This window comes from Sphaerisporangium perillae (assembly GCF_023276435.1).
Taxonomy (GTDB): domain Bacteria; phylum Actinomycetota; class Actinomycetes; order Streptosporangiales; family Streptosporangiaceae; genus Sphaerisporangium; species Sphaerisporangium perillae.
Window position 1 is genome coordinate 183,633 of sequence record NZ_JALLPO010000005.1, and the last position, 25,518, is coordinate 209,150.

Annotated in this window: 24 protein-coding genes; 11 read left to right on the forward strand and 13 right to left on the reverse strand. The window is 68.9% G+C overall.

Annotated features, from left to right (window positions below):
• Positions 1-38: 38 nt before the first annotated feature.
• Genes MYF83_RS06875 through MYF83_RS06895 form a run of 5 tightly spaced genes read right to left on the reverse strand, consistent with a single transcriptional unit; the run spans position 39 to position 5,753 of the window.
• Entirely contained in the window at positions 39-2,603 is a 2,565-nt protein-coding gene (locus MYF83_RS06875) for an ABC transporter permease (protein ID WP_248959332.1), read from the reverse strand.
• The gene (locus tag MYF83_RS06880) at positions 2,597-3,241 is read right to left on the reverse strand and encodes an ABC transporter ATP-binding protein (RefSeq protein ID WP_248959333.1); all 645 of its coding nucleotides are present in this window, start codon (positions 3,239-3,241) and stop codon (positions 2,597-2,599) included. The genes MYF83_RS06875 and MYF83_RS06880 overlap by 7 nt, the downstream gene beginning before the upstream one ends.
• Positions 3,238-3,888 carry an ABC transporter ATP-binding protein gene (locus MYF83_RS06885; RefSeq protein ID WP_248959391.1) on the reverse strand — a complete coding sequence of 217 codons (651 nt, stop codon included), beginning with the start codon at positions 3,886-3,888 and terminating at the stop codon, positions 3,238-3,240. Before MYF83_RS06885 ends, MYF83_RS06880 begins: the two co-directional genes overlap by 4 nt.
• The gene (locus MYF83_RS06890; protein WP_248959334.1) at positions 3,888-4,433 is read right to left on the reverse strand and encodes a hypothetical protein; all 546 of its coding nucleotides are present in this window, start codon (positions 4,431-4,433) and stop codon (positions 3,888-3,890) included. The genes MYF83_RS06885 and MYF83_RS06890 overlap by 1 nt, the downstream gene beginning before the upstream one ends.
• A 24-nt stretch (positions 4,434-4,457) precedes the next feature.
• Positions 4,458-5,753, reverse strand: a complete 1,296-nt coding sequence (locus tag MYF83_RS06895) for an MFS transporter (protein WP_248959335.1) — start codon at positions 5,751-5,753, stop codon at positions 4,458-4,460.
• Positions 5,754-5,867: 114 nt separating this feature from the next.
• On the opposite strand from MYF83_RS06895, the gene MYF83_RS06900 reads away from it, so the two are divergent.
• Complete coding sequence (locus MYF83_RS06900; RefSeq protein ID WP_248959336.1) at positions 5,868-7,166, forward strand: sensor histidine kinase; 1,299 nt, start codon at positions 5,868-5,870, stop codon at positions 7,164-7,166.
• Here MYF83_RS06900 and MYF83_RS06905 read toward each other — a convergent pair.
• Complete coding sequence (locus MYF83_RS06905; RefSeq protein WP_248959337.1) at positions 7,154-7,828, reverse strand: response regulator transcription factor; 675 nt, start codon at positions 7,826-7,828, stop codon at positions 7,154-7,156. The two genes, MYF83_RS06900 and MYF83_RS06905, sit on opposite strands and share 13 nt — an antisense overlap.
• Positions 7,829-8,318: 490 nt before the next feature.
• On the opposite strand from MYF83_RS06905, the gene MYF83_RS43625 reads away from it, so the two are divergent.
• The 9 genes from MYF83_RS43625 to MYF83_RS06950 all read left to right on the forward strand — a co-directional run bounded on the left by MYF83_RS43625 (position 8,319) and on the right by MYF83_RS06950 (position 18,571).
• On the forward strand, positions 8,319-9,317 hold the full coding sequence (locus MYF83_RS43625) for an asparaginase (protein ID WP_248959338.1): 999 nt from the start codon (positions 8,319-8,321) through the stop codon (positions 9,315-9,317).
• 290 nt (positions 9,318-9,607) lie between these two features.
• Positions 9,608-10,612, forward strand: coding sequence for a sugar ABC transporter substrate-binding protein (locus MYF83_RS06915; RefSeq protein WP_248959339.1), 1,005 nt, complete (start codon positions 9,608-9,610; stop codon positions 10,610-10,612).
• A 32-nt stretch (positions 10,613-10,644) separates the two neighbouring features.
• On the forward strand, positions 10,645-12,222 hold the full coding sequence (locus MYF83_RS06920; RefSeq protein ID WP_248959340.1) for a sugar ABC transporter ATP-binding protein: 1,578 nt from the start codon (positions 10,645-10,647) through the stop codon (positions 12,220-12,222).
• Positions 12,222-13,265: an ABC transporter permease gene (locus MYF83_RS06925; RefSeq protein ID WP_248959341.1), complete on the forward strand. Its 1,044-nt coding sequence runs from the start codon at positions 12,222-12,224 to the stop codon at positions 13,263-13,265. The genes MYF83_RS06920 and MYF83_RS06925 overlap by 1 nt, the downstream gene beginning before the upstream one ends.
• Positions 13,266-13,289: 24 nt before the next feature.
• Positions 13,290-14,456 carry an acetamidase/formamidase family protein gene (locus tag MYF83_RS06930; protein WP_248959342.1) on the forward strand — a complete coding sequence of 389 codons (1,167 nt, stop codon included), beginning with the start codon at positions 13,290-13,292 and terminating at the stop codon, positions 14,454-14,456.
• Between the two features lie 86 nt (positions 14,457-14,542).
• The gene (locus MYF83_RS06935; RefSeq protein WP_248959343.1) at positions 14,543-15,289 is read left to right on the forward strand and encodes a maleate cis-trans isomerase family protein; all 747 of its coding nucleotides are present in this window, start codon (positions 14,543-14,545) and stop codon (positions 15,287-15,289) included.
• Between the two features lie 15 nt (positions 15,290-15,304).
• Positions 15,305-16,396, forward strand: coding sequence for a tartrate dehydrogenase (locus tag MYF83_RS06940; protein WP_248959344.1), 1,092 nt, complete (start codon positions 15,305-15,307; stop codon positions 16,394-16,396).
• Between the two features lie 89 nt (positions 16,397-16,485).
• Entirely contained in the window at positions 16,486-17,316 is an 831-nt protein-coding gene (locus MYF83_RS06945) for an aminotransferase class IV (protein ID WP_248959345.1), read from the forward strand.
• 262 nt (positions 17,317-17,578) lie between these two features.
• On the forward strand, positions 17,579-18,571 hold the full coding sequence (locus MYF83_RS06950) for a LacI family DNA-binding transcriptional regulator (RefSeq protein ID WP_248959346.1): 993 nt from the start codon (positions 17,579-17,581) through the stop codon (positions 18,569-18,571).
• Between the two features lie 398 nt (positions 18,572-18,969).
• Here the strand turns inward: MYF83_RS06950 and MYF83_RS06955 are convergent, their stop codons facing one another.
• From MYF83_RS06955 to MYF83_RS06970, 4 genes are all read right to left on the reverse strand, one after another.
• The gene (locus MYF83_RS06955) at positions 18,970-19,878 is read right to left on the reverse strand and encodes a hypothetical protein (RefSeq protein WP_248959347.1); all 909 of its coding nucleotides are present in this window, start codon (positions 19,876-19,878) and stop codon (positions 18,970-18,972) included.
• Positions 19,875-20,462, reverse strand: a complete 588-nt coding sequence (locus MYF83_RS06960; protein ID WP_248959348.1) for a hypothetical protein — start codon at positions 20,460-20,462, stop codon at positions 19,875-19,877. Before MYF83_RS06960 ends, MYF83_RS06955 begins: the two co-directional genes overlap by 4 nt.
• Before the next feature lie 94 nt (positions 20,463-20,556).
• Positions 20,557-21,840, reverse strand: coding sequence for a hypothetical protein (locus tag MYF83_RS06965; protein ID WP_248959349.1), 1,284 nt, complete (start codon positions 21,838-21,840; stop codon positions 20,557-20,559).
• On the reverse strand, positions 21,830-22,255 hold the full coding sequence (locus tag MYF83_RS06970; RefSeq protein WP_248959350.1) for a hypothetical protein: 426 nt from the start codon (positions 22,253-22,255) through the stop codon (positions 21,830-21,832). The genes MYF83_RS06965 and MYF83_RS06970 overlap by 11 nt, the downstream gene beginning before the upstream one ends.
• Positions 22,256-22,596: 341 nt before the next feature.
• Between MYF83_RS06970 and MYF83_RS06975 the strand changes: the two genes are divergently transcribed.
• Positions 22,597-23,871: a serine hydrolase domain-containing protein gene (locus tag MYF83_RS06975; RefSeq protein ID WP_248959351.1), complete on the forward strand. Its 1,275-nt coding sequence runs from the start codon at positions 22,597-22,599 to the stop codon at positions 23,869-23,871.
• Here MYF83_RS06975 and MYF83_RS06980 read toward each other — a convergent pair.
• The 3 genes from MYF83_RS06980 to MYF83_RS06990 form a co-directional block, all read right to left on the reverse strand.
• Positions 23,859-24,140 (reverse strand): hypothetical protein, encoded by a 282-nt coding sequence (locus MYF83_RS06980; protein ID WP_248959352.1) that lies wholly within the window; start codon positions 24,138-24,140, stop codon positions 23,859-23,861. The genes MYF83_RS06975 and MYF83_RS06980 overlap by 13 nt on opposite strands.
• Positions 24,141-24,259: 119 nt before the next feature.
• Positions 24,260-24,997 (reverse strand): maleylpyruvate isomerase family mycothiol-dependent enzyme, encoded by a 738-nt coding sequence (locus tag MYF83_RS06985; protein ID WP_248959353.1) that lies wholly within the window; start codon positions 24,995-24,997, stop codon positions 24,260-24,262.
• Between the two features lie 57 nt (positions 24,998-25,054).
• Positions 25,055-25,429 (reverse strand): MmcQ/YjbR family DNA-binding protein, encoded by a 375-nt coding sequence (locus MYF83_RS06990; protein WP_248959354.1) that lies wholly within the window; start codon positions 25,427-25,429, stop codon positions 25,055-25,057.
• Between the last annotated feature and the right edge of the window lie 89 nt (positions 25,430-25,518).

Sequence of the window (25,518 nt, forward strand, 5' to 3'; positions counted from 1 at the left end):
CTATGGGTTCCGATCACGGGTGGGCGGTAGAGGGTGCATCACAGGTCGCGCAGAACGGTCAGGGGCGGGCGGCTCGCAGCGCGTACGGCCACCGTCCCGGCGGCGAGCAGGGCGGTCAGGCCGAGCCCGGTGACGGCGCCGAGGTAGGGCCAGGGCACGGCCAGGTGGTCGGGGGCCGGGTCGAAGACGCCGGTCAGGACCGTGACGAGCATCTGCGCCAGCGCCCATCCGGTCGCTCCGCCCAGGACGGCGGCCCCCAGGCCGGCCAGGGTGACCTCGGTCCAGATGAACGCGCCGAGCTGGCGGGGCCGGGCGCCGAGCACCCGGGCGAGGGCGAAGGTACGGCGGCGCTCGGTGAACCCCAGGATCAGCAGCAGGCCGGTCGCCGCGGCGGCCAGCGCCAGGCCGTAGCCGAGCTCGATGGCGGTGAGGCCGGTGAGGTCGACCGCGGTGAGGCTGGACCCGACGACCCGGCGGGTGGTCTCCACGTCGGAGACCTTCGCCCCGGGCCCGAGGCGGGCGCGCAGCCGGTCGGCGACCAGGTGCGGTGCCGTGCCGTCGGTGGCGATCAGGTAGGTGGTGTCGGAGGCGGCCAGGTAGGAGGCGTTGGCGACCAGGAAGCTGTCGCGCGGGGCGGTCGGGAACTCGGTGACGATGCCCGCGTAGTGGAAGGGCACGGTGCGGCCGTCCTGCATGCGCAGCCGGATCATGTCCCCGAGGTGCAGCTGGAAGTCGTTGACGGTCTCCTGGCTGACCAGCAGGGCGTCGGGGCTGCGGGCCAGCCGGTCGACGACCTGGCGGGCGGTGCCGCCGGGGAAGTAGGTGTCCTGCAGATGGGTGGCGGAAAGGATGGTGGAGGGGCGGATGCCGTACACGTCCTGCAGGTCGGCCCCGACGTAGGCGAAGCCGTGCTGAAGCGGCTCCACGCGGGACACGCCGGGCACCGCGGCGAGTTGCCGCTCACTGGCCGTGGTCTGAGTGGCGGTCACGTCGGCCCCGTTGGTGAGTTCGGCGTCGACCTGCGCCTGCTGGCGGTAGGTGGCGTCGAAGACGGCGGTGGAGACGGCGAAGGCGACGGCGAGCGCGGCCAGCGTCATCGTGCGGCTGAGCGGGCCGCGCTGCCTGGCCAGGGTCGCCGTCACCGTGCCCGCCAGGCCCGCGGCCAGGGGCCTGGCCAGCCGGGTGACGATCGGTCGCCCAGGGCCGAGCAGTAGCCGGGTCAGGCGCCAGATGAGCAGCCCGGCGCCGGCCCACAGCAGGGCCGGTCCGGTGAACGCCCAGTAGTCGACGGAGATCTGCGGCAGCCCTTCGGGGACCAGGACAAGGTGGTAGCCGTTGCCGCTGGTGAGCCGGAACACCACCAGGGCGGCGGCGACCAGCCACAGGTCGAGCCCGTAGCGCAGCCACGCGGGCGAGCGGGTGCCGGTGGCGACCGGGCGGCGGGCGGCGGTCACGGTGGCGGAGCCCAGCGCGGACGGCAGGACCGTGGCGCAGGCCACCAGCAGCCCGAGGGCGGCGGCCGCCACAGCCCACCCCGCGGCACCGCCGAACCCGGGTGAGCCGTACAGCGCCCACCCGGTCAGCGCCGCCACGGCCAGTCCGGACAGCGCTCCGGTGACGCCGACCGCCAGTGTCTCGGCCAGTGCGAGCCGGAGGAAGGTGGTGCGGGAGGCGCCCCGGGTGCGCAGCAAAGCCTGCTCGGCCGAGCGCCGCACAGCGCCGGATCGGGTGACCGTCGCGGTGAGGAGGATCGCGAGCACGGCTCCCGGCACGCCGAGGAACAGGAACAACAACTGGGAGTACAGGGCGTCCTCGCGGGCCGCGCCCAGCGCCGCGCCCAGGTTGTCACCGACCAGCCCGGTGCCGGCCAGGCCGGCCTCCAGGTTTCGGGCCGCCCCGGTGACCTTGGTGTAGGCGGCGGCGGGGTCGGGTGGCAGGGCATGGTCCAGGCGCACATGGAACTGGGTGCGCACCTTGTCAGGGGGCGAGGTGTCGAACAGGTGGTGCCAATCGGCGGCCGGGAGCAGGAGCACGTTGTCCGGCGGCGCCTGGGGCTGCGCGGTGGCGGGCGCGCCGACCTTCTGGAACAGGGAGTCGGCCTCGGGCAGCTCCACGATCCCGGTGACCCGCACTTGGGCGTCCGGCAGCCCGGGGCGGTGCAGGATGACGGTGGAACCGGGGGTCGCGTGCAGGTTGGCGGCGGTCTGCTGGGCCAGCAGCGGGCCCGCGAGGGTCCCGGTGAGCAGGCGCAGCTCGCCGGGGAAGGTGGTGGTGTAGTCGGCGGGCAGGCCGAGCGCCTGCCCGGCTCCGGTGGTCAGCGTCTGGCCCGCCTGCCGGGCCTCGAACCCGCCGACGGCGGCGAAGTCCACCCGGCGCGAGACGCCGGGCAGCCGGCCGGGAGTGGCCGCGCCGGGCTGCATCTCGACCTGCCAGTCGACCGCCACCCGCTGGACGGAGCGGGCGGTCATGGTCGCCTTGGCCGAGGCGAGGAACATCCCCAGCGCGGCCGGCAGCGCCACGGCCATCGCCACGCCCGCCGCCGCGGCGGCGAGCCTGCCCGTACGGCGGGTCAGCAGGCCGCGGAGCCAGATCAGTGTCAGCATGCCAATGCCCCATCACGCATTTCCCAGCGCAGCGGCAGGAGTTCCGCGACGAGCGGGTCGTGGGTGGCGACCACCAGGGCCGCCCCGAGTCGTCCGGCGACATCGGTGAGCAGTTCGACGACGTGGAGGGCGAGGGCGGAGTCGAGCTGCCCCGTCGGCTCGTCGGCGATGATCAGGGACGGGCTGCCCGCCAGCACGCGGGCCACCGCGACCCGCTGAGCCTGCCCGCCCGATAGCTGCTGGGGCAGCTTGGCCGCCAGGGCGGCGACGCCGACGGTGTTCAGGGCGCGCAGGGCCTCTCGCCTGGCCTCGCCGTCCGGGCGTCCGGCGATGACCAGCGGAAGCGCCACGTTCTCCGCGGCGTCCAGCGGAGCCAGCAGACTGGGCCCCTGGAAGATGACGCCGATCCGGCCCCGGGGCCGATCGTCGAGGGCGGGCCAGCCGATCGTCCCGGCCGTGGGACGATCCAGCCCGGCCAGCAGGTGCAGCAGCGTGGTCTTGCCCGACCCCGAGGGGCCGGTGATCGCGACCTGGTCACCGGGGCGCAGGGCGCAGGTGATGCCGTGCACGGCCACCACCGCCTCGACGCCCCTGCCGTAGGTGCGGGCCACATCCCGGCAGCGCACGACCTCGGTCATGCCACCCGCCCGTCCCTGAGCTGGACGACGCGGTCGGCCATGCGCCGCACGGCGGGGCTGTGCGAGGCGATCACCACCGCGGTGTGCGACCGGGCCTGGTCGCGGATCAGGTCCAGCACCGGCCCCTCGCTGCGCCTGTCCAGCTCACCGGTGGGCTCGTCGGCCACCAGCAGTGACGGACGGTTGGCCAGCGCCACGGCCAGCCCGGCGCGCGCCGCCTCGCCGCCTGACAGCCGGCTCGGCCATGCGCCGGCCCTGGCGGACAACCCCAGGCGGTCGAGGAGCTCCGCGCGATGGGCAGGGTCGCGCCGGCCGCCGACCCGCTGGGCCAGCTCCACGTTCTGGGCCAGGGTGAGGTGCTCGATCAGGTTGCCGCTCTGGAAGAGCACGCCGACCAGCCGCGCCCGCAGGCGGGCCTTGTCGGCTTCCGGCCGGTGACTGATCCGCTGCCCGGCGATCCTGACGATGCCGCCGTCGGGGTCGTCCAGCCCGGCCACGCAGCTGAGCAGGGTCGACTTGCCGGAACCGGAGGGGCCGCTGATCGCGACCACCTCTCCGGGGGCCACCTTCAGCGAGATGCCTCGCAGGGCGCGCGTCTCCTCCTCGCCCGACCGGTAGAAGCGGTAGAGCTCCTCGGCTTCGAGCATCACGAGAGCCACCGCAAGGAGTCCGACACCGTGCGCCACGGGTCGACGTTGTCGGCGCCTACCGGTCCCGTCAGGGTCAGTACGGCCTGCCGGCCGTTACGGGAGAACACATAGCGCTCCACCTCGTCCCGGATCACCTTGCCGGTCACCGGGTCGGGCGCGCTGTCGATACGGTAGACCGTCAGTTCGGCCTTGCCGCCCTTCCTGTTCACCGTCGCGCGCTTGCGGATCTCGGCTCCGGGCGGATCGGCCGGAGCGCCGATCTCGACCCGGACGCTGTTGAGCTTGTCGGTGAAGCCCGCCCCCGTCGGCAGGTCCGTCCGCGCCCAGCCCTCGGGGACCTTCAGCTCGTACGGCCGGCCCGGATGCCGGTAGACGACGTAGACGGTGTCGTCAGGAATGTCGCCCGGCGGGTTGGACTCGGTCAGGTGTACGAGGGGTGTGGCCGGGGCCGTCGTGGGGGGAACGGCGGCCGGCGGCACCCCTCCGCAGGAGCTCACCAGGCCGGCCGCGAAGAGGATCAGTACGCTGTGCCGCACATTCATGGAGGCACCGTAAGAAATGGTGCATCAGCGTTCCCTCAGCCCGCGGTTAGCGCGGCGTTCACCTTCGCCGGCAGGCGGTCGGGGCAGCAGGCGCCCGGCGCGTTCCAGCGCCGCCAGACCGAGCGCGCCGCAGCAGCCGACCAGCGTCATGGCGGTCCAGGGCAACCAGTGGATCCCGTGGCCGGCCGCGAAGTCCCACAGAGAGCCGGTGAGCAGGCCGCCCAGCGTGACGACCAGACCTGAGATGGTGGCGTACAGGCCGTAGTGGGTGGCCACGAGGCGGCCGCGGGCCAGGCCGACGATCACGTCCATCTCGAACGGGCAGATCAGCATCGTGCTCAGCGCCAGCAGGACCGCGGTGAGCAGGATCGGCGCGATGCCGAGGATCTCACCCAGCTCTTCTGGACCCACCCGCACGGGGACAGGGTCGGAGATGATCACCAGTGGCAGGAACGCGGCTCCGGCCACGGCCAGCCCGATCGTGAGGCTGCGGGTGGGCGACCAGCGGCGGCTCACCCAGGCGGTCACCCGCCGCTGGCCGGCGATGACGACGATCGCCGAGAGTGCGAACATCTGCCCCATCCCGGCGTCCTGCTCCTCCCCGACCGCCTGCCGCATCACCAGCGGCAGGGCCAGGTAGAGCTGGAAGGACAGCACGTAGAAGGTGGTCATCACCACGGAGAAGGCCAGGAACCGGCGGTCGCGCAGGACAGGACGCCAGCCCTCGCCCGGCTCACGCGCCACCGGGGCCCGGGCGGGCAGCGCCCTGGCCTGCACCAGAGTGATCACCGCGAACAGCGCCGCCGCGGCGATCGAGACGGCCTGGAAGTTCACACTCACCAGCGCGAGACCGGCCGGCGGCCCCAGCAGCAGCCCGACCTGCCCGGCCACGTTGAACAGCCCGAACGCCTCGGCCCTGCGGTCGCCCGCCTCGGCCGCCAGGTAGGCCCGCACCCCCGGTTCGAACAAGGCCCCCGCGAACCCGGTCAGCACGGAAGCGGCGAGCAGGGCGGGCAGCGAGCAGACCACCCCCAGCAGCGCGAAACCCGCCGTCCGCAGCGCGCATCCGGCCACGATGGCCTGCCTGTACCCGAGCCGGTCGGCCAGGTGCCCCCCGACCAGGCACAGGCCCCGCTGGCTGGTGTTGCGCACGCTCAGTACCAGGCCGACCGCCCAGGCCGCGTAGCCGAGACCTCGGGTGAGATGTCCGGCCAGGTAGGGCATGAGCAGGTTGAAGCTCAGCTTGATGGTGAACTGGTTGAGCAGCAGGAGCTGCACCCGCCCATTGAAGGACCTCAGCCTTCGCCAGGAACCCGTCACGCGACACCCCCTGATAGTGACTCTGTGTAGCGGAGACATTACGGGCCGGCGTATCGGCGTCCGGGTAGGCGGAGATTAGCGAGACGCTTAACTTTGACCTGCGACGATACGGAGATGAGGGTTGAAGGGGCGCCACTGCGGCGGCGGTTGCTCTCGGCGATCGTCGCGGTCACGGCCCTGGTCGTCGCACTGTTCGCGATCCCGCTGGCCGTCGCGATCAACCAGCTGTACCAGGACGAGACCGTCGCCGCGTTGCAGCGCGATGCCACCTGGATCGCCGCCGCGATCCCCGACGACGTCGGGCGCGATCCTCGCCTGCCGCTGGCCCTCCCGCAGGACATCTCGGCCGATCTGACGGTCGGCGTCTACACCGTCAAGGGAGCGCGCCTGTTCGGCGCCGGACCGAGCACCTCGGCCTTCGCCGCCGCCAGCCGCGACGGGCACACGCACGACAGGGCCGGGGACGGGTTCGTCGCCGTGGCGGCCCCGATCCCCTCAGACGAGGGCATCAGGCTGACCGTGCGGGTGGCCACGCCGCTGGATGTGGTGCAGGACCGCGTCCACCGGGCCTGGCTGCTGATGGCCGTGCTCGCGCTGGTCGCGATCGTCCTCGGAGCCGGGATCGCGATCTACTTGTCCGCGCGGCTGGCCGCCCCGCTGGAGCGACTGACCGCCGCGGCCCAGGCGTTGGGCGCCGGCGACTTCAGCATCCGCCCCCCGCACTCGGGACTGCGTGAGGCGGACCAGGCGGGCCAGGCGCTGGAGACGACCGCTCGGCGGCTCGGCGAGGTGCTGTCCCGCGAGCGAGCCTTCAGCGCCGACGTCTCCCACCAGCTGCGCACCGGCCTCACCGGCCTGCTGCTCGGCCTGGAGAGCGCGCTGGCCCGCTCCGACGGCGATCAAACCGCTTCGTTGCGTACGGCCCTGGCCCGCGGCGAGCGCCTGCACACGATCATCGACGACCTGGTCAGGCTGTCCCGCCACAGCGACGCGGCCGGCGAGTCCCTGGACCTGCCCGCGCTGGCCGAACAGGTCCGCCACGACTGGCACGGCCCGCTGGCCGAACAGGGCCGGCGGCTGACCATCACCATCGAACCCGGGCTTCCCCCTGCCGCCGCCTCGCCCGCGGCCGTGCGCCAGATCCTGCGGGTGCTCCTGGACAACGCCACGGTCCACGGCCGGGGCGAGGTCACGCTCACCATCTCCGACGTCGGGCCCGGACTGGCGATAGTGGTGGGCGACCAGGGCGAAGGAGTCACCGAGGGAGAGGATGTCTTCGCCCGCTCCTCGGGTGAGGGCCACGGGATCGGACTGGCCCTGGCCCGTTCGCTCGCCGAGGCCGAGGACGGCCGCCTGGTGCTGCGCCGCCACGCGCCGCCGCTGTTCAGCCTGCTGCTGAGCTACACCTCGTAGCGGTAGCCCACGCCTCTGACCGTGGTGATCGAGGTGGCGTCCTCGCCGAGCTTGCGGCGCAGCGCGAACACGTGCACGTCCAAGGTCTTGGTGGGCCCGAACCAGTTCTCATCCCAGACCTCGTCCATCAACTGCTCGCGGGTGACGACCTCCCCCGCCCGCCCGGCCAGAGCGGCCAGCAGATCGAACTCCTTGGGCCGCAGCATGACTTCCTGCTCTCCCAGATACGCGCGGCGGGCGAGCAGGTCCAGGCGCAACCGCCCGACGGTCAGCGCCCGCTCCTCGGGCACGACCGTCCGCCTGCGCAGGTGCGCCCGCAGCCGGGCCATCAGCTCGGTCAGCCGGAACGGTTTGGTGAGGTAGTCGTCGGCTCCGGCATCCAGCGCGACCACGACCTCCAGCTCCTGCGTGCGCGCCGTCAGCACCACGATCACCGCCTCGGGCACCGCCATGCGCAGCCTGCGGCACACCATCACCCCGTCGATGTCGGGGAGGCCGAGATCCAGCAGCACCAGGTCCGGTGCCGTCGCGTGCGCGCCCTCCAGCGCGGCCTGGCCCGTCGCGGCCAGGACCGGCTCGTAACCATGCACCGCGAGCGCCTCGACGAGCTCCGAACCGATGCCCGGATCGTCCTCCACCACCAGAACCCGCGCCGCCGCCATAGGCCGATTGTAGGTCGGGGTGCCAAGGCGCGACCGTCTCCGGCCGCGACAGCACGGCGCCCCATCACCGCGAGCGGCACCTTGCTGCTCCCGCCGTGGACCTGGTCGGTCGTGCCCGAACTCGTGCCGCAAGACGCCAGCCTCGTGATCTTGATTCTCGGGCAACGAGAAGCCGAAACCGAAATTGATGATTGGTGCTGGCTGTATAGGGAGTACAGCCAAGGGGGCCAACGACGTTGGACCTCAGCGGACGTTCACGGACACCACAGCTCCAGGCCGGCGCCCCTGAGTTTGATCGAATCGGCGGGTGAGGCCTCCAACTCACGCTGCGTCCCGGGGGACCGGGTCGTCAGAATCTCCACACTTCACACAAACGATTGTGTCCTGCGGTTCTGGCTGTTAGCCTGCACACTCAGTGGCCGCGCGGACCGATCCGCAGCCGCTTCCCCAGACACAAGCAGCTTGCTGAAAGGTCAAGGCAATTCCTAAGGTGCTCGTGCTTTCCACGGGAGGCACCATCTCGTCGCGGCAGGTCCCCAGCGGCGCCCTCGTCGCGGCAGACGATGCTCGGAAGATCGTCGAGCGGCTGACCGGAAGACCGGAACTCGCTTCCCTTGGCGCCGTCGAAGTCGAAGCTCAGGACATCATGAACCTGGGCAGTTACCGGCTCGAACCGCGGGGCATGGTCGAGATCGCTCGGCGGATCAGCGAAGTCCTGTCCTCCGACGATGTCGTGGGTGTCGTTGTGACGCACGGAACCGACACCATGGAGGAGACCGCGTACCTCGCTGACCTCGTGCACACGGACGAGCGACCGGTCGTCTTCACGGGGGCTCAGCGCGCGGCGGATGCGCCCGACACGGACGGGCCCAGGAACCTCGGAGACTCCCTGACGGTTGCCGGCCACGCCGATGCCAGGCGCCTCGGGGCTCTCATCGTCTTCGACGGACAGATCTACGCCGCGGCCGGCACCTCCAAAATCCACACCCTCGCCTCGGCCGCATTCGCCTCCACCATCTCGGGCCCGGTGGGAAGGGTGCGCGAAGGAAACCTCGCGATCAACTCGACGCCTCGTCGACTGGCCCCGCTCGCGCTCGACTCCCTCGACATCGACGGCGTGAGAGTGGACATAGTCCCGTACTACCCGGGCGCGTCGACCGTCGCATTGCGCGCCGTCGTCGACGACGGGGCGACCGGCATCATCCTTGAAGCGACCGGTGCGGGCAACGCGAATCCTGAGTTCTGCCGCGAGGTCGCACACCTCACCCAATCTGGAATCGTCGTCGGGCTTTCATCCCGCGTGCCGCTAGGGCCGGTGACCGCGCTCTATGGCGCCGGCGGAGGCATCGACCTCGTCGAGGCGGGCGCGGTTTCCGTCGGCGCGCTGCGATCGCCGCAGGCCCGCATGCTCCTCTTCGCCCTGCTCTCTTCAGTGCGCGACCCCGCGCTGGTCCGGGCGGAATTGCGGCGCAGGGCGAGCCGCCTATGACTCGCAGTGTCGCAACGACCTGACCTCCTCGAACGGACTTTCCTCCTACGGTCCCGGCCGTGACGAGACCGGGGCAGGCCGTAGCCCTCAGGCAAAAGAATCGTCCCAGCGCAGTTCGCTTTTCAGCCTCCCGACTCAACAGAAACGATAAGGAATTCGCATTGCGAGCATACGGTAAAGTCGGCGCCCTGCTGGCGGTGGTTGCGTTGTCAATCGCGGGATGTGGCAGCACCTCGTCCGGAGGGAGTTCCACTCCTTCGAACAGTAACGTCGCGCACGCCCAGTCCCTGGTGGATCAGTACACCGGCGTTCCCGCGTTCCAGTCCCCCGGCCCCAACATCGACGCGAAGAGCATCGCGGCGGGCAAGAAGATCTTCAGCATTCCATCGACCACGACGGCAGCCTTCATGCAGGCAACCGAGGATGCGTTCGAGACGTACGCGAAGCAGGCGGGCGCGTCCGTCACCAGCTGGCCCAACCAGGGGCAGACCTCGCAGTGGGTCCAGGGCATGCAGACCGCCGTTTCCGCGAAGAGCGATGTCATCTCGCTTATCGACGGAACCGACCCCAGGCTCATCATGCCGCAGGTCACCGCGGCGAAGAACGCAGGCATCCCGGTGGTCGATGTGCACGACCTGGACATGAGCCAGCCGACGCCGCCGAACGTGGCCGCATTCGTGTCGGGCCATTTCGCGACCGCCGGGCAACTCCTGGCGGCCTGGGCGATCACGCAGACCAAGGGCGACGCGAACGTCCTGGTGGTCACGTCGAACAATTTCGTGAACTCCCCGCCGGTGGCCGAGGGCATCCAGAGTGAGTTCAAGGCCGACTGCCCTTCCTGCAAGGTGACGACCGTCAACGTGGACGCTCCGGACTGGCCCACGAAGATCCAGTCGGCCGTGCAGACCGCGATCACCCGTGACCCGAAGCTGAACTACGTCCTTCCGGTTTTCGACAGCATGCTGACCTATGTCGTGCCCGGTGTGCGCTCTGCCGCAGCCGTTGGCAGGGTCAAGGCCGCGAGCTTCAACGGTTCTCCTGCGATCCTCGACCTCGTGCGCGCCGGCGATGTCGTCACGATGGATATCGGTGAGAACCCCGCCTACGTCGGAGCGGCCGGTCTCGACCAGACCCTGCGTGTCCTCGGCAAGTTGCCGCCGTCGCCTGACGAGCACCTTGTCTTGAGGGTTTTCGATACGAACAACGTCAAGGAAGCGGGAGTCCCCGCGATGCTGGGCCAAGGGTACGGCGAGGCCTGGAAGGCCGGATACCTCAAGACCTGGGGCCTGCAGTAGTGCGCCGGTACGCGAAGGAGTGAGGTGACCTGATGCGACACGTTTTGTCTGTCGAGCACGCATCGAAGCATTTCGGGGGCGTGATCGCGCTCGATGATGTGTCCTTCGACGTGCAGGCGGGTGAGGTTCATGCACTTCTCGGGCAGAACGGCAGCGGAAAGTCCACGCTCATCAAGTGCCTTTCTGGATACCATTCTCCGGAGCCCGGCTGGCGCCTCACCATCAATGGGACGAAAATCGAACGTCCTCTGCATCCGGGTGAGTTCCGTCAACTCGGTATGAGCTTCGTGCACCAGGACCTCGGTCTGGTTCCGAGCCTGTCCATCACCGAGAATCTGCGGGCGGGCGTGATCGTCGCCGGTGGCCTGTCGAGGATCAGGTGGCGTGAGCAATACCGCATCGCGAAGGCGCTGCTCGACGAATTCGAGATCGACATCGATCCGCGGGACGCGGTCGAGACGCTGCGCCCCGTGGATCGGGCGCTGATCGCCCTCGTGCGCGCCGTCGACGAACTGCGTCGTTGGAAGGGGTCGGCCGGCGCCGCGGAGGGGGGCGTGCTCTTCCTCGATGAGGTCACGGCCGTTCTCGACCGGGCGGGCAAGAATCGCGTGGGTGCGCTTGTGCGTCGCATCGTCGCCGACGGTGCCGGCGTGGTCGTGGTGTCGCACGATCTGAAGGAGATGGTCGATGTCGCGAACCGCATCACGATGCTGCGCGACGGCTCTCTCATCGCAACGGTCGATGCGGCGGAATACGAGAACCCCAGCGGCATCGAGTCCCTTATCGAGTTGATGACCGGCAATCGCCGTGACAACGGGGCGATCAATGTCGAGCGGCGAGCCACCCCGCCGGGGGACCGGGTCGTGGCGGCGATTTCAGACCTCACCGGAAGTCTCGCACGCAAGTTCTCCGCCGAGTTGCACGAGGGAGAGGTGCTGGCCGTCACGGGCCTCGTCGGGGCGGGTTGGGAGGAGATTCCGGCTCTGCTCTTCGGAGCCCGACGCGCTGAAGCGGGCACTCTGACCCTTGACGGGGAGACGTTCGACGTCGCGCGCATGTCGCCAGGCAATGCCATCAGCCATGGGATAGGCCTGGTTCCGGCCAACCGGCAGGAGGACGGCGTGGTGAGTGACCTTTCGGTCAGGGCCAATGTGTCGCTCCCCGTCCTCAGCACGTTCATGGCGAAGGGCCGGCTCGTCGCGCGCGAGGAACGCGCCCGCATCCGAGCCGTGCTCGACGGCTACCGTGTCGTCCCACCGGATCCTGAGCTGGAGATCCAGGCGCTGAGCGGCGGCAATCAGCAGAAGGCCGTAGTTGCGAAGTGGCTCAACATCAAGCCGAGGCTGCTGTTGCTGCAGGACCCGACACAGGGCGTCGACGTGAGCGCGCGTGAACGTATTCAGGACATCGTCTGGCGCGCCGCCCGAGCGGGGATGGCAGTCCTCTACGCCAGTGCGAACTATGAGGAAGTGGCGGCAGTGGCCGACAGGGTCATCGTCGTGAGCGACGGAGTAATCACCACGGAGATCGTTGGTGCGGACATCACAGAAGATGCGGTCACGGCAGCATGCCTGCGTGGGGCGCCGTCGGGACTGGAAGAGGTTGCCTGATGACGAGCGATATTGACCTGGGCGGGCCACGGAAGCCAACGACCCGCACGCGCGAAGGCGGGGCTCGCAGCCATACCAAGAGTCGGAACCGCGCGAACTTCATTCAGCGCTGGGCCTTGCTCGGTGTTTGGGTCGTCCTGATCATCGTCTTCAGTGTGATCGAACCCAACACGTTCCTGAGCATGCAGAACTTCCAGTCGCTGCTCGGTTCACAGGCGATCCTGCTCCTTCTCACGTTGGGGTTGATGGTCCCTCTGACGACAGGTGATTTCGACCTGTCGATCGGGAGCGTCCTGTCGCTGTCGGCGATGGTCGTCGCGGTCCTCAACGCTCAACACCATTGGCCGGTCGGTCTCGCGGTGCTGGTGGGAATCGCGATCGGCCTGGTGGTCGGGCTGGTGAACGCGACACTCACGGTCGCTCTGCGGATCGACTCCCTCATCGCGACTCTGGGCATGGGGACCGTCGCCGCCGGCATCACTCTGTGGGTGAGCGACTCGCAGACCATCAGCGGTGTCTCGGACGCGCTCATCAACGCGGTCGTCGGCTTCCGGCTCTTCGGTATCCCCATCGAGTTCTACTACGGACTCATTGTCTGCGTCGCGCTTTGGTACGTCTTCGATCACACCTCGCTCGGCCGCAGGATGCTGTTCACCGGCCGAGGCCGTAAGGTGGCGCGACTCAGCGGTGTCAACGTGAGCCGCATCCGTTTCGGTGCCCTGGTCACCTCCGGCGTGCTGGCATCCGTCTCAGGTCTGCTGTACGCGGGCACCAGCGGGGCCGCGAACCCGGGGGCCGGCGAACCGCTTCTGCTGCCTGCGTTCGCCGCGGTGTTCCTGGGCTCGACGGCGATCAGTTCCGGCCGGTTCAATCCGTGGGGCACGTTCATTGCGGTGTATTTCCTGTCCTCGGGAATTACCGGCCTGCAATTGCTCGGTGTCTCCTCGTTCGTGCAGAACCTCTTCTACGGTGGTGCGCTCATCATCGCGGTCGTCTTCGCGCAGTTGGCACGCCGGCGCCACGCGCGCAATGACGAAGATTGATCCGGCTGCAAGCCGGCCCGATATATGCCGAGGAGTGAGATGACGGATACGATACAGATCGCGATCGACCCCGAGCTGCGGCTGAGGGACGAGCCGCGGACCGGGCACAACAGGTGGCACGAATCCGTACCGCCCGCGATCGTGGTGGCGGACGGCGAGACCGTGGTGCTCGACACCCGCGACGGCTTCGACGGCCAGGTGACATCGGATCTCACTCCGGGAACGTTCGACCGGCTCAGCTTCCTACCGAATCACCCGATGACCGGGCCTGTCTATATTCGTGGGGCTGAAGCCGGAGACGTGCTCGAAGTGCAGGTCGTCGACATCGAGCCGGACCCGTTCGACCACTACGGGTTCACGGTGATCGCGCCCGGCTTCGGACTGCTGCACGAGCAGTTCCCCGATCCGTTCATCGCCCACTGGAATCTCGTGGGCCGCGAATATGCCGAGTCGCCCCAGGTGCCGGGTGTGCGCATCCCTTTCGCGCCGTTCTGCGGGATCATGGGGGTCGCCCCCGATTCTCGGTTCCGTCTCGAGGTGACACGCCGCGAGATGGAACTGGCCGGCAGAGGTGCGACGGTCATGCTGCCCGACGCACGTGAGGCCGTCCCGGCCGATGCCGTCATCGGAGCCGAGGGACTGCGAACCATCCCGCCCAGGGAAAATGGCGGAAATCTCGACGTCAAGCAGCTCACTCCGGGATCCAGCATCTTTCTGCCGGTCTATGTCAAGGGAGCACTCTTCTCAGTAGGGGACGTGCATTTCGCGCAGGGCGACGGAGAGAGTTGCGGGTCCGCGATCGAGATGCGCGCGAGGGTCACCCTGCGATTTCGGGTGCACCATGGTGGTGTCGCGCAGAAGCATGACTTCGCCCCGGTGTTCACCACCACCGTTCAGCCGTCTCGGCCGGCGGCGCGTCAGGTCGGGACGATCGGGCTCTCCGTCGAGGCCGGCGAGAACCACAGTGAGGATCTCACAGTAGCCGCGCGCCGTGCCGTCCAGTCGTTGATCGCGTACTTGCAGCGCTCTGGTTACTCCGCGGAGCAGGCGTACGTGATCGCGAGCGTTGCCGCTGATCTGAAGGTCAGCCAGGTGGTGGACGTGCCGAACGTGAGCGTCTCCGCGGTCCTCGACCTGGACATCTTCCACGACGGCGGCGCGCGTCTCCTCACCGCTCTGGCAGAGGGCTAGATGCGGATCCTTGTGCTCGCACCGGTTGCGACGGACAGACCGGGGGCCGTCCGCCGCTCGCCGGAATCAACGAAAGGTCAGAACTGATGGGCGTTACGAAACTGGGCATGCTGACTCCCTCGTCGAACACCTGCCTCGAGCCGCTGACACAAGAAATGGTCAGCGGGCTGCCCGATCTTTCCGTGCACTACTCACGCGTACCAGTCGTCACCATCGGCTTGAGCGCACAGGAAACCGTGCAGTTCGAAATCGACACGATGGTCGCGTCGGCGCGACTACTTGCCGACGCGGAGGTCGATGTCATCGCCTGGAACGGAACAGCGGGTTCCTGGCTCGGACTCGACCACGACCGCGCGATCGCCTCGGCGATCACGGAGGCGACGGGTGTGCCCGCCACAACGAGCACGCTCGCGTTCTTCGACGCGTTCGCCGCCCTGGGCACGAAACGTTATGGGTTGGCCGTGCCCTACACGCTTGATGTCACACAGCAGATCATGTCCGTGTACCGCGAAGAAGGCCTCGAGTGCGTGGCGGAAGCGCATCTCGACATCCGGGTGAACACCGAGATCGGCGCCGTTCCCGGGGAACGCATAGCGGAGTTGCTGAGGCAGGTCGCGGTGCCGGGCGCAGACGCGCTTGCGGTGGTGTGCACCAACTTCTGGGGAGGCCGGGTCGCGCCCTCGGTCGAGCGGGAACGTGGAATTCCAGTGCTCGACAGTGTCGCGGTCACCCTGTGGCACTCGCTGCTCCTGGCAGGACATTCCACCGCGGCGCTCCAACCGTGGGGCCAGATCTTCGGCTTGCAGACGCTCCCCGCGGCGCGCGAACGATAAGGAAGGCGTAGACATATGAAAGCCGGAGAAGACCGGAGCTACCGCATCGCATCGATTCCGGGAGACGGAATCGGAGTCGAGGTCACGGCGGTCGCGCGGAAGGTGCTGGACGCGACCGCGACGTTGGGTGGGTTCTCCCTCGAGTGGACGACGCTCGATTGGAGTTGCGCCCGCTACCTCGAGACCGGATCGATGATGCCCGACGACGGTATTCAGACGCTTTCCGGTTTCGACAGCATCTTCCTCGGCGCGGTAGGGCATCCCTCGGTTCCCGATCACGTGTCACTGTGGGGGCTGCTCATCCCGATTCGCCGTGCCTTCCAGCAGTACGTGAACCTGAGGCCGGCGCGTTTGTTCGCCGGAGTCACCTCGCCCCTGCGTGATCGTGGACCCGAGGACATCGACATGGTGATCGTCCGAGAGAACTCCGAAGGAGAGTATTCGCAGATCGGTGGACGCCACAACGTCGGCACGCCCGCGGAATTCGCCGTGCAGGAATCGGTCTTCACCAGGCAGGGGATCGAGAGGATCGTGCGCTTCGCCTTCGATCTGGCCCGCACGAGAGGCCGGTCCGTCGTGGCCGCGACCAAGTCGAACGGCATCGTGCACACCATGCCGTTCTGGGATGAGGTCGCCCAGTCGGTCGCGGACGAGTATGCCGACGTGCGCTATGAGCGTGCCCACATCGACGCTCTGGCCGCACGGATGGTTCTTGCGCCCCACAGCATCGACGTCGTCGTCGGGTCCAACCTCTTTGGCGACATCTTGAGCGATCTCGCGGCCGCGATCTGTGGAGGGCTCGGATTCGCCCCGTCGGGGAACGTAAATCCTTCCTCCGAGTTCCCGTCGATGTTCGAGTCAGTGCACGGATCCGCGCCTGACATCGCTGGGCGTGGCATCGCCAATCCTGTCGCGCAGGTGCTCTCTGGCGCGATGATGCTCAGGCACCTCGGCGAAGGCGCGTCGGCCGACCGAATCGATCGGGCTGTCGAGACGCTGTTCTCGGACGCGAAAGTCAGGACGCCTGACCGCGGAGGCGCGGACGGAACCGATGCGGTCGGCGACGAACTGGTTCGTCTGGTCGGTCTGGCCGACTCAGCGGCATAGAGGTCTCGCGGAGAGACCGAGATGAAGGCCGCCCGGCTCATCGGACTCGCGTCACAGGACGAGCCGGAACCATAGAGATGGAGTTGGAGATGGCTGTACCCATCTGGGTCAACGGGGACCTCGTGGATCCCGAGAAGGCCGTGGTCTCGGTGTTCGACCACGGGCTCGTGGTCGGCGACGGCGTGTTCGAGACGGTCAAGAGCGTCGAGGGGGAGGCGTTCGCGCTCACCCGTCACCTCGACCGGCTCGCCCTGTCGGCCAAACGCATGGACCTCCCCGAGCCCGACGTCGCCGCGATCGCCGACGGAGCCCGCCGGTGCCTCGCCGCCGCGCCCACGTGGCCGCTGGCCAAGATCAGGATCACCTACACGAGCGGGCCTGGCCCGCTGGGCTCCGACCGCGGCTCGGACGGGCCGACCGTGGTCGTCATCGTCGGCGAGCAGCAGCCGTTCCCCGCGACCGTTGACGTCACCGTCGTGCCGTGGCCCCGTAACGAGCGCGGCGCGCTCGCGGGTGTCAAGAGCACCTCCTATGGCGAGAACGCCAAGGCCCTCGCGTACGCCAAGGAGCGCGGCGCAGGCGAGGCGATCTTCGAGAATCTGGCGGGCAACCTGTGTGAGGGCACGGGAAGCAACATCTTCATCGTGACCGGCGGGCGGCTGATCACGCCGACGCTGGCCTCCGGGTGCCTGGCCGGGGTCACCCGCGCGCTCATGCTCGAGTGGTACGGCGGCGAGGAGGCCGACGTCCCGATCTCCGCGCTCTACGAGGCCGAGGAGGCGTTCCTCGCCTCCACCACGCGCGACATCCAGCCGATCCGCCTGGTGGACGGCACCGCGCTGCCGCAGGCCCCCGGGCCCGTCACACGGGCGGCCATGGAGACGTTCGCCGAGCGGTCGGCCGCCGACATCGATCCGTGAGGCCGGCCGTCCCGGTCGGGTCCCACGCCCGGATGCGGCAGCTCGGGCGGGTGGTCACCCAGACCTCGCCGCCCCTGGGGTCGTGCCTGATCGCGTTCTCGACGCAACCAGCTAAGATGATCTAGGAAGCTACAAAGACTCATCAGAGTGCTGGGGACCGTGCGACTATGATGGCCGGGCAACGGACCCATGGGCGGAGCGGGAAGTGCGTTCACGAATGACTGGAGCCGGGAGCGCGGGAAAGCCCCCGACAACGTTACGTATGATCGCCGACAGGCTCAGCATCCACCCGTCGACAGTGTCTCGCATCCTCAACTCGATCGGCCGTGATGTCGACAAGTGGGCCTCACCCGAAACCGTCGATCGCGTGCGCACTCTCGCGCGTGAACTGAACTATCACCCCAATCCGTACGCGGCGAGCCTGCGCACGGCGCGGTCCAGCTTCGTCGGAGTCATCGTGCCGCGCCTCCAGGACTTCGTCCTCGCGACCATCTATGAGGGCATTGAGGAGGCCGCGACCGAGAACAACCTCTCCACCTTCGTCACCAACTCCCTGGACGTGCCCGAGAACCAGCGCCTCCGCGCGCAGACCATGCTCAAACGGCGGGTTGAGGGACTCATCTTCGGCGATGCGCACCTCGACGAGCCGTTCCTCGACGAACTCGCCGCACATAACATGCCCTTCGTATTGGTAAACCGCTATGCGGGCGATCATGTGGCCGCCACCTGTGACGATTACTACGGTGGCAGGCTGGTCGCTACCCACCTCCTCTCCGTTGGGCGCCGCGACGTGGCCGTGCTCGCCGGTCAGCGTTTCGCGTCCACGGGACAGGACCGCACCCGCGGCGTCATCGACGTCTTTCGTGAAGCGGGACTGGACATCCCCGAGCACCGGATCGTCTACGGAGACTTCGACGCACCGGGCGGACGCAAAGCCACCGAGCGGCTACTCGCGTCTGGGCGACCACCCGACGCCATCTTCGCCACCAACGACTTCGCCGCGATCGGTGCCCTCGGGGTGCTCCGTGATCACGGCCTCCATGTTCCGACGGATGTCGCGCTCGTCGGATTCAACGACACACTGCTCGCGGCGGAACTGTCCGTTCCGCTCACCACGGTGCGGTCGCCCATGCATCAGATGGGACGTCGCGCACTGGAGATGCTGCTTTGCGTGATGCGCGGTGAAGCCGTGAAATCCGAGAAGTTGAAGCCAGAGCTCATCGCGCGGGAATCGACAAGACGCGGCGCCGCCTGACGTAAGACCTGTTCGCCTCGGGTTATCAACAACGCGGGGATGCGCGGCAACGTCCTCGGCCGTACGAGTGGCAAGCGGTCTTGGTCGACGAAGCGGCGGCAGGATGCGGCCAAGGCGGGCATGGCTCCAGGCCGGTGCAGGGGCAAGGCGCACAAGCCTGAGCACCTGGGCTACGCGGGTCGGCGTGTGCTGGTCTCCGGGCAAGCTCCTCAGCCTGCCCGGGAGTCGGATAGCAGCGCTGAACGCCCACCTCACGATGCGCGCCACAGCCGGCACTCTAGGCACGATCAACCGGATGCGAACACCGATTCGACTCCACACTTTCCGACACCGTGCGACGACACCGTTCCACACCGTGCCGCGTTTCCTCCCACGCCTGAAGGCGGAGGTCTCCACGCTTAAGGAGATTCGATGAGGTGCTTCCAGCCGGGGCCGAGGGCGTCGACGTACGCGGCGCGCTCATGGACGAGCTCGGCCCAGCTCTCCGGCTTCTCCGCCACCGCCAGGCAGTCGCTGCCGTGCAGGCCCCACACCTCGGCCTCCACCCAGCACAACCGCCGGTACTTGCGCGGCGAGATGACCTGGGAGCCGAAATCCCAGCCCACGGCGGAGACGGGCTTCCCCGAGAACTGCCTCGCGGCCCTCTCGACGTACGCCCGCCGGGTGACCGTCCGCGGATGCAGGAAGGACAGGTCGAACCCGTTGAGGCCGAGCCCGAAGGCGGCCAGGCCGTACAGGAACGTCGTCCGGACGCCTCTCCTCGCGCAGAAGGCGGCGATGTGCTCGGCTCCGCCCAGCGCCCCGGCGCAGGACAGGACGTACAGCCGTTTCAGCGGGTGGCTCCGCAGGTAGCGGCCGACGGCCGCGACGATCGTCGCGCCGGACGCGACGGTGTCGCCGACCAGCAGCGTGTCCGCGGGCGCCTCCAACTGGGCGTACGACACCTCCACCCGGGCGGAGTCCTGCGACACGGCCACCCGTGAGGTGGCGACGAGGTTGACCGGCAGGTTGTGCCCGCTCTGCCGGATGACCGCGTCGCCGAGCTGGTACACCAGCCCCTTGCTGAGGATCATGAGTTCGGCAGTCTCGCCGGGGTGGCACTCGTCGGTCAGGTGGCCGATGAAATGGCGGCTCGACTCCAGGCACGCGCGGCGGAAATCCGCTCCGACGAGGTTCCGGTCGAACAGCAGGCGCTCAAGGGCGCTGTTGCGCACGACGTACAACCGGGACCCGAAAGGTCCCGACTTGAGGAGTTCCGCGGTGCTGCCTTCCGCATCGAGGATCACCAGGTTCTCCCATCCGGTCATCCGGGGATTCGATCGAGCTGTCTCAACGCCTCCAGCATCGGGATGTCGGCCTCGAGGACGTTGTCGCGGTACTCGCCGATCGCTCGTTCGAGCCAGCCGGGAACGTATGTCTTCTCGGGCAGGGCACCGGCCTCCACGAGCCGCGCCAGCGCTTCGCCGGCGGCCAGGAAGTCGTCGACGACGGCCTCGGAGAGGGCCGCCACGTGCGGGTGCACGTAGTCGTGGACGGTGACCCCGCGATATTCGAGCACGTCGGCCCGGTATTTGGAGTTGGGCGGCGCCACGACGATGACGGGCGTGCCGAAGGTGCCCGCGGCGGCCATCTCGACCCCGATGCCGAGGCCGCGCCGCTCGCGCGCGTCCACCACGACCGCCGTCGCGATCATGACCTGGTACATGTCCCGGCCGAACTGCCCGAGGGTGTTGCCAGGGTCGGTGATGGGGTCGTCGGGGTTCAGGAAGACGACCTCGTGTGGCGCGGCTCCTTTGGCGACCTCCATTCTCTCCGTGTCGGACCAGGTGAGCTTCCCGTGGTCGGAAGCGCCCTTGGTGATCGACCCGGAGCAGTACACCGAAATCTTCACTGGTGTTCCCTCGCCCTGATCGCTCCGCCCGCGACGAACCTCGCGCGGGACAACCCGGCCCGCGGCGGATCACGCGCGGGATGCCGGGAGCGGGTCAGCCGAGCATTCGCGCCAGCCGGTCCGCCACCGCCGCCACGTTGGACAGCGCATCCCCACAGGTGACGGCGGGACCGAAGTGTCGTGACCTACTGGCACCGATGATCGCGAGCCTGAACGCGTTCGCCGAGCCGCTCCCGAACAGCATCGACGTAATCATGCCGAACTCAGGGCTGGATCTCAGAAGAATGAGCTCCTTCCAGGTTGCCGAACCATGGACGAAATGATCCACTCGCAACCATTGGAGTGCGAGATCGAGACGGCGAGACGAGAGCACCCGCCCTTTCATGTCCTCCTCGGAATCGTCGATCCGGCAGGAAAGCGGCCCGATCGGAAGATCGGTCAGAATGGCCGTGTCGAGATCGCGGACATAGCAGCGCAAGTAGGCCGCCGACAGGAAGAGCGCGAGCAGGCCATCGGCGTCGCCGGGCACGGGTCCGGGCAGGGTCTTGGCGACGAAGCGCTTGACGAACGCCTGGCCTTCGAGCCGCTCGGGCGACTTGGCCAGGATGCTCTCCACCCGGCTGTACGGGCGGTGCCACGCGCGCGCGACGGCGTGGACGACACCGGACAGCTCGCCCCCCGGCGCGAGGGCGCGACTCCACAGGTCGCCGATACCGGCGGCCGTCGGGATCCCGAAGTGGGGATACCAGGTGAGGTCCGGCTCGACCCGGAGCCGCTGTGGCGCCGAGTAGGGGTTGCGCTCGTCACGGCGATACTCCCGGACCTTCATCTCGCGATACGCCGTCAGCTCCGGTGTGGAGGAGGTGTGGCGGACCAGGCCTTCGTGGACGAGCGGTTGGATCCGTTCCAGGAAGACATCGAACCAGGGCAGCTCGAACATGTAGGACGACGGGAAGATGAGATAGGCGTCCGTCAGGAGCACCGCCAGCCGGGTCGCTCGGAGCGCCTGCGCGAGGATCTGCGCGGTGTCGCCCCCGGTGACGTCCTTGCCGTAGCAGGCCAAGATCTCGGGGTTGACGTACTGGATGAACAGCGACCGCTCGCGCCGGTAGGCGTTCCCGCCGTCCGGGACGGCCCACCGGGGCTCGCGGGCCGGCTTGTCGTTCACGACGTTCACGTAGAGGTCGCGTGCCGCCGCGAAGGCGTCCCGCCGCGCCACGACGCGCTGCCCAGGCCGCTCCCGCGGCCCACGCTCGGCCGCCCCCGTCGCCGCGTGTCCCCGGCACGCGATCATCACGGCCGTACGGTCTCGTCCCGTGGTCATCGCGGTCGCGTGGTCCCGGCCGGTCGTGGTCGTGCGGCCCCGGTCAGCGGTCATCGTCGTCCACGCGCGAGAACACACGCAGGTCCCGGCCGGCGGTGTAGGCGTCGCGTCCGGCGGTCACCCGCTGCGCGACCGTGGAGGAGTCGCGTGCGGTGAGTTGCCGCGCGTCGCGGAGGAGATCCTGGAGCTCGGGGGCGGCCTCGCGGTGCTCGGCCAGGAAGGCGGCGAACAGGGCGGCCCAGCGCCGTCCCTCCTCGGCCACGATCGGCTCCAGGGGCCCGGGGGATTCGCACAGCCGCCGCTCGGTGGTGTCGAGTTCGAGGGCCAGATCGGGCTCGCCGTCGGCGCCGTGACGGCTGAAGATCTTCGCCAGGCGGGCCTTGGTGGCCTCCCAGGTGTCTCTGGTCATGGCCTGGACCAGGGCCGCTGCGGCGGCGCCGGCGAGGCCGGCCAGGGCGGGGTCCATCACGCAAACTCCTTCGTCTGCGACGCGTTCCCCACTGGACGGCTGATTGCCAGGCCAGTATGCCGCGCGGTGCGGTGCTTTTCCAGGAATCGCCCGATCGCGTATGAAAGGATTTTCCGGCCGCGATACAACTGGCGGCCGAACGGGGAGTTATGGCGCAGCTCGGACGCCAGGGACGCGCGAGGCCGTAGGCGCCGTCCGGCGACTCGCCGGTGACGGAGCACCTGATCGCCAGGTACCCGCGGCCTGACGATATTCCGGTCTTACCGGTATATAGCGCGCCGACGGCCCGATTCCCGTAAGATCCTTGCTCTTGTCAGATCGCACTGTGAACGGGGATCAGGATGCTGACGCGCAGGGACACGCTGCGGCTGCTCGCGGGCGCCGCCGCGACCGGAGTCGCCACCGCCCACGCCATCCCGGCCGGCGCCACCGCGTACGAGCGGGCCGGAGCCGGGGGGCGCGTCTGGAGCGTCACCGGCAAGAGCGCGTCGGGGCTGGCGCCGTTCGACAGCACCCTCAAGGCCTTCATGCAGGCGCGGGGCGTCTCGCACGCCTCGCTCGCCGTGGTGCGCAAGGGCAAGCTCGTGCTGGCCCGCGGCTACAACTGGACGGCGGACACCTCCTTCTCCGCCGGCCCCACCTCGCTGTTCCGCGTCGCCAGCCTCAGCAAGCCCGTGACGGCGGCGGCCGTGATGAAGCTCGTGCAGGACGGCAAGCTGAGCCTGTCGGCGAAGGTGGCCTCCCTGCTAGGGCTGAGCACCGCCGCCGACGCCCGCCTCGGCGGTGTCACCGTGCTCCACCTGCTGCAGCATCTCGGCGGATGGGACCGCGCGGTCTCGCCCGACCCGATGTTCGCCGACCGCGCCGTCGCCGCCGCCGCCGGCGCGTCCCTGCCCGTCACGCAGGCCCAGATCATCAAGTACGCGACCGGCAGCAAGCTGGACTTCGCCCCCGGCACGAAGTACGCATACTCCAACTACGGCTACCTGCTGCTGGAAAAGATCATCGAGAAGATCAGCGGCCAGCCGTACGCCTCCTACGTGCAGCAGAAGATCCTGACCCCGGTCAAGATCAAGCGGATGGTGCTCGGCCGGTCCGCCAAGAGCCTGCGGCGCTCCACCGAAGCCCCGTACTTCTCCACCAAGACCGGGACGAGCGTGCTCGACACCTCCGGCACGTCCATGCCCGCCCCCTACGGGAGCTTCAACCTCGAGAACATGGCGGCCCACGGCGGCTGGCTCTCCTCGGCCGTCGACCTCGCCAAGTTCACCAGGATCTTCGACGCCGCCGGGGTGCTCACCTCGGCGTCCATCTCCAAGGTGTTCGCGAAGCCCTCCATCGGCGTCAACTCGACCGGCTGGTACTACGGTCTCGGCTGGATGGTCCGCCCGGTCACCGGAGGGACCGGCAGGAACACCTGGCACGACGGGTCGCTGCCCGGCACCTCCACCCTCATGGTCCGCAGGTACGACGGGCTGAGCTGGGTCGTGCTGTTCGACCAGCGCGACGACCCCTCAGGGCTCACGTACGGCGACATCGACCCGCAACTGCACAAGGCCGCGGACGCCGTCAAAACCTGGCCGACCACCGACCTCTTCCCCACCTACTCCCTCTGACCGCCCGCACTCAGACGCTGAGGCGCTGGTGGCCGAGCAGGATAATGGTCGCGGTGGCGCCGCGCCCGGCGGGCGGCCAGGAACGCGACGCCGCTGATCACGACGCCTGCGCTGACGGTCGCGACCAGCAGCCCCGGCCATGACGCCTGCACGAACTTCACCGCCGCGTTGACCAGGGGGACGGCCGCCACCAGCCCCGCCACCGCCCACATGATGCCCTCGCCACCGGAGCCGCGCCCTCCGCGGCGGGCAGACCGTCGTCGCGCCATCGGGAACCTCCTTGGGATGAGGTGGTCACACCGACGAGTGTGAACGCGGCCACCGACAATTCCGCGCGCCCTCGCCCCCGCATCGCAGGAGACGGTCCACCCCAAGGGCTACCTGGACGTCACTGGGTGACGGCGGTGCGCAGGGCGCGGAACTGGCCGAGCAGGGCCTGGTCGCCGGACAGGCGTACGGCGTCGTCGCCCGCGCGGTTCCACAGCCACAGCAGCAGCGCCGCGGGCTCACCGCTCACCAGGGCCTCACCGGCGAAGCCCGTGGCGGCGTCCTGCACCTCCACGCCCGAGGGGGTGGGCAGGACGGTCCAGGCGTGGTGGCCGGTGGCGACGGAGAGGGGGCGCTGGTCCGGCGCGTCCAGCAGGGAGCCGATGTCGTCCTTCCAGCGGGTGCTGCCGTAGGCGAGGAAGAGCTTCAGCACCTCGTCCACCCCGTCGAAGGCGAGATCGTCCGCGATCGGGGAGACAGGGACTCCTGCGGCGAGCTCGGCGTCGACGCGGTGGACGACGGTCTCCTGGGCCATGCGGCGGATCCAGAAGCCCACCGTCTGGTCGGGATCATGCCAGGTGGCCGCGGGGTCGGCGGGAGAGTGCGCGGCGAAGGTGGAGGTCAGCCTGTCGTAGTACCTGTCGAGCGCGGTGAACGGGTCCGCGGGGATGGCCTCCGGCCAGTCGTCGGGAAAGGCGCCGAGCCGGATGCACTCGGCCTTGTGCAGGTAGACCTCGGCGACGTGCCGAGCGAGATCGGCCACGGTCCACTCGGGGCAGGAGGGCACCTTCGCGTCGGGGCCGGCGGCGGCGACGGCGCCGCGGAGCAAGGAGAAGTCATCTGCGAGGCAGCTGAGCATGCGGGAGGAATCCATGCCCACATCGAAGCAGCTCACCCGATGGTTGACGAATCGTTTTCAGTGGCCTGTCACGCTCTCGGCGTAGGCGGCGGCGACGCGTTTGGGGACGCACATCCGCCAGGAGTCCACGACGAGCTCCCGCATCTCCGCCTCGCTGAGCGCCGCGAGGCGGACGCGCACCCAGTTGTAGCGCTCGTCGGACGGGACGGGCATGAGGAACTTCTCCGGCTCCGCCGCGACCAGGGCCGCGCGCTCCTCCTTGGGAAAGCCGAAGCCCATCAGCGTCTCGTCGGGGGAGAAGGAGAGGTAGACGATGCGCCCGACCCGGAACTTGATGCGGTCGCGAACGAGCGCCTCCTCGGTGCGCGGCAGCGACAGCGCCAGCCGGCGCACATCCTCAACGGTGATCGTCTGCTCGGTCTCGTTCGTCACGCGCCGTACACTAACCGCCGCCACCGACAATCCGGCGGCGTTCAGGGAAGGGCAGGGGTGCGGGTGGTAAGGGTGGTGACGTCGTCGTC